The following is a 2,667-nucleotide window of genomic DNA, read 5'->3' on the forward strand; positions in this document are numbered from 1 at the left end:
GGTGTAAGACCTCAACGGAGTACTCCGGGCGGGCAGTCGGTGATGAAGCAGAAAACCCCACGGCGCGAGCCGTAGGAATCCCCCTCCTTCAGGAGGGGGAGGAAGTCAACCTCCACAGACAACCCCACCCGGGCGTCGAGGGCCTGGGCCGGCGCGCGCAGCAGGGCGCCGGTGGGAGTCACCGCCCCTCCCCCGATCCGCTCGACCCCGGCTTCCGCCATTCCCGCCCGATCGGCGATCCGCCCCTGCGTGAACCCGAGAGCGCGGTGCGGCGGTCGTACACGGCCTGCCCCAGCGCGGTGGCGTCCGCTGAACAACGGCGGCCACCCCTCCAGCGGCCGGATGCCGAGCACCAGCCGGGGACGGTGGGTGGTCGGAACGGACCGGCTGCTCGGTGACTGGCATCGCGGACACGCGCACCGGGTGCACCGGCTGGAGGGCGCGGCCCATCTCGACCGGGGAGGGCCGACCGGTCCGGCCGACGCCTCGGCGTTCGCGGGCATGCTGCGCAGCCGGCTCGCGGTCGTCGCCTGGTGCCTGTGGCTGGCGCCGGGCCACCGCCGGGCCGACCGGCCCGGCGCGCCTTCGGGCTGCGCATCGTGGCGTCGGCGGCGCAGGACATGCCGCGGGTGACGCGTTCGCCGGACGGGTGGGTCACGCTCCTGCGGTGAGCGCTCACGGGCCGGGAACGGGCCGCGGCCGCCCCGTTTCGGCACCGCGCGGGGGCCGGGGTGTCATCCGGTGGGCCGGGGATTCTCCCGTCGCAGGCGCCACGCCGTGTACGCCAGCAGGGCCAGGGCCAGGGGCGCGTACGGGGAGGCGAGCGGCTGCTGCCACCAGGGCAGGTGGAGGTCGAGGTCGCCGGAGTGGGGGACGAGCCAGTGCGTGCGGGCCGTGAAGAGCACGGCGACGGCGCCCGCGGCGTACAGCGGCCACCGGCGGGACGGCGAGGCGGCGGCGGCCAGGACGGCGAGCAGCGGCACGCACCACACCCAGTGGTGGGACCAGCTGATCGGCGAGACCAGCACCGCCGTGCCCGCGACGGCGAGCACTCCCCAGCTCTCCCGCCCGCGCAGATGGGCGCGGCGGGCCAGCCACAGGCCCAGCAGGCCGACGGCGGCCGTGGGCACGGCCCACCACAGGCCGGGTTCGGGGGTGTGCAGGAGGCGGGCGGTCATCCCCTGGAGGGACTGGTTGTCGACGATCCACGCCTTGCCGACGCGGCCGGTCTCGAACATCCGCCGTGTCCAGAAGTCCGCGCTCGCGCCCGGCAGGACGGCCGCGCCGAGCACCGCCGTCCCCGCGAAGCCCGCCAGCGCCGTCAGTCCGGCCCGGACCCGGCCGGTCAGCAGCAGATGGACGGCGAAGATCGCGGGGGTGAGCTTGATCCCGGCCGCGACGCCGATGGCCAGGCCCTTGCCTCGGGCGCCGTCCGGGCGGCCGAGGTCCCACAGGACCAGGCAGGCCAGGACGAGGTTGATCTGCCCGAAGACCACGGTCTGGAAGACCGGTTCCAGCCACAGGCCCACCGCCGTGGCGGCGATCAGGAGGGCGGGGGAGGTTCGCCGTCCGGCCAGGCGCAGGGAGAAGTGGAGCAGCAGGGCGAGCAGTACGATGTTGCCGGCCGCGAAGAGGGCCTGGACGGCCGGCAGGGGCAGCAGGGCGGTGGGGACGAACAGCAGCGCGGCGAAGGGCGGGTAGGTGGCGGGCAGGTCCCACTCGGTGACGGTGAAGCCGTACAGGTCGCTCCCCTCGACGACGGCCCGCCCCTCGGCGCGGTAGACGAGCACGTCCACCAGGAAGCCGGGCTGCGCCGCGCAGACCGCCGCGAGCGCGGCGAGGGAGAGCGCGAGCAGGGCGGCGGCCGCACAGGCGCGGCGGTCCCCGTGCGCGCCGAGCGCGGCGCGTATCCGGGCACGTGCGGTACGGGCCGGGCCTACGGCGCCCGGGTCGTGGCCGGTGCCGGTGTCGGGCGTGGGCGCAGCCGGCACTCGGCCACCTCCTGGGTTCCGGTCCGTCGGTCGACGGTCGCCTCCGGGTCGTCCGCGGCCACCGCCGCGGGGCGACCCTAACCGACGCCCCGGTGTGCCCGGCCGGTGTCAGATGCGGGCCGCGGGCTCGTGCGCTCTGTCCTCGCGCGCCCCGCGCTCCCGGCCCTGTGCCGAGTCCTGCTCCGAGTCCTGTTCCCGGTCCTCGTCGCGCGCCTCCGCGTAGTCGCCGAGGACCGCGACGTCGAACGCCGCGCCGGCGAAGACGGAGATCGCCCGGACGGTGTCGCCCAGCAGATGGCGGCGGTGGCGGTGGCCGCCGCCGCGGGCGTCGAGCGCGGCGAGCGCGGTGGCGCCCGAGGCCCGGCCGCCGGACGTCTGGGGAGGGATGGGGGTGCTGTTCATGACTCCACGGATCCGCGGTCGTTTCGCCCTATTGGTCCATATCCATCCTAGGCCTCGTCACTGCTTTCCTCCGCCCGCAACCCGGCCCGTCCCTCCTCACCGCGTACGGGTGAAAACCGTTCGCCCACCGGGACGAGCGGGGCTAGAATCACCCGTCTTCCGCCTCCCGCGCCACGGCATCCCACGGCCCGCGTTCCGCGTGCCCGCTCGCCGCCGTGCCGCCGGGGAGGGGCCGGCCGGTCGGTACCGGCCGGTGGGCCGCGCTCCCGGCGGC

3 protein-coding genes are annotated in these 2,667 nt (G+C 76.0%); 1 reads left to right on the top strand and 2 read right to left on the bottom strand.

Features of this window, described 5'->3' with window-relative positions:
- Window positions 1-342 precede the first annotated feature (342 nt).
- Window positions 343-633 (top strand): hypothetical protein, encoded by a 291-nt coding sequence (locus AC2CJA_RS26000; protein WP_484605113.1) that lies wholly within the window; start codon window positions 343-345, stop codon window positions 631-633.
- Window positions 634-734: 101 nt separating this feature from the next.
- Here AC2CJA_RS26000 and AC2CJA_RS26005 read toward each other — a convergent pair whose 3' ends face one another.
- Together AC2CJA_RS26005 and AC2CJA_RS26010 are read right to left on the bottom strand one after the other, a co-directional pair.
- Window positions 735-1,991, bottom strand: coding sequence for a glycosyltransferase 87 family protein (locus AC2CJA_RS26005; RefSeq protein ID WP_484605114.1), 1,257 nt, complete (start codon window positions 1,989-1,991; stop codon window positions 735-737).
- Window positions 1,992-2,099: 108 nt separating this feature from the next.
- Window positions 2,100-2,393 carry a hypothetical protein gene (locus AC2CJA_RS26010; RefSeq protein ID WP_484605115.1) on the bottom strand — a complete coding sequence of 98 codons (294 nt, stop codon included), beginning with the start codon at window positions 2,391-2,393 and terminating at the stop codon, window positions 2,100-2,102.
- Window positions 2,394-2,667 lie beyond the last annotated feature (274 nt).

The organism is Streptomyces sp. ATLC9 (assembly GCF_057196705.1).